The organism is Flavobacterium undicola, assembly GCF_009909155.2.
Taxonomy (GTDB): Bacteria; Bacteroidota; Bacteroidia; order Flavobacteriales; family Flavobacteriaceae; genus Flavobacterium; species Flavobacterium undicola.
In genome coordinates this window covers 1-409 of the sequence record NZ_JAAAPM020000080.1, presented here as the reverse complement: position 1 = coordinate 409, position 409 = coordinate 1, and the positions used below count along the sequence as shown (strand labels likewise).

At 33.3% G+C, this 409-nt stretch carries 1 protein-coding gene and 1 pseudogene; both read left to right on the top strand.

What is annotated here, in order from left to right; translation table 11 throughout:
- Positions 1-119: pseudogene (locus GTZ96_RS18170) on the top strand (IS1595 family transposase); the annotation flags it as partial.
- Positions 112-409 (top strand): hypothetical protein (locus GTZ96_RS18165; protein ID WP_207720209.1); only part of this gene is annotated, 298 nt, incomplete at its 3' end. The pseudogene GTZ96_RS18170 and the gene GTZ96_RS18165, both read left to right, overlap by 8 nt.

Genomic DNA, 409 nt, shown 5'->3' with positions numbered 1-409 from the left:
TTTGTTTTAGGATAAACCGTTCTCAATTTAAAACAAGTATTTTTCATAAATCCATAGAAAGAATGGTGAATGCAAAACCGATTTATCAAAAAAACATAAAACAGATATTAAGTGTATAACTCAATTTTAAATTATAATGATACCGATAGATTGAAAAATGTTTTTCCAGTACTTCTGGCTTATTATGAATGGTTTCATACCTATCGTTCCTGGCCTGATGGAACTTATTATTCAAGTGGATGGGGGTGTGGAATGGATAACCAACACCGAATGGACAAAAATTTTAACGCAGCATGGAGTCACGGATTTTTGTCATGGATTGACACTTCATTTCAAGAAGTTTATTCGGCAAAAATACTTATCGAAATGGCCAAAGTACTGGGGCGTGAGAACGATGTTATTGAGATTA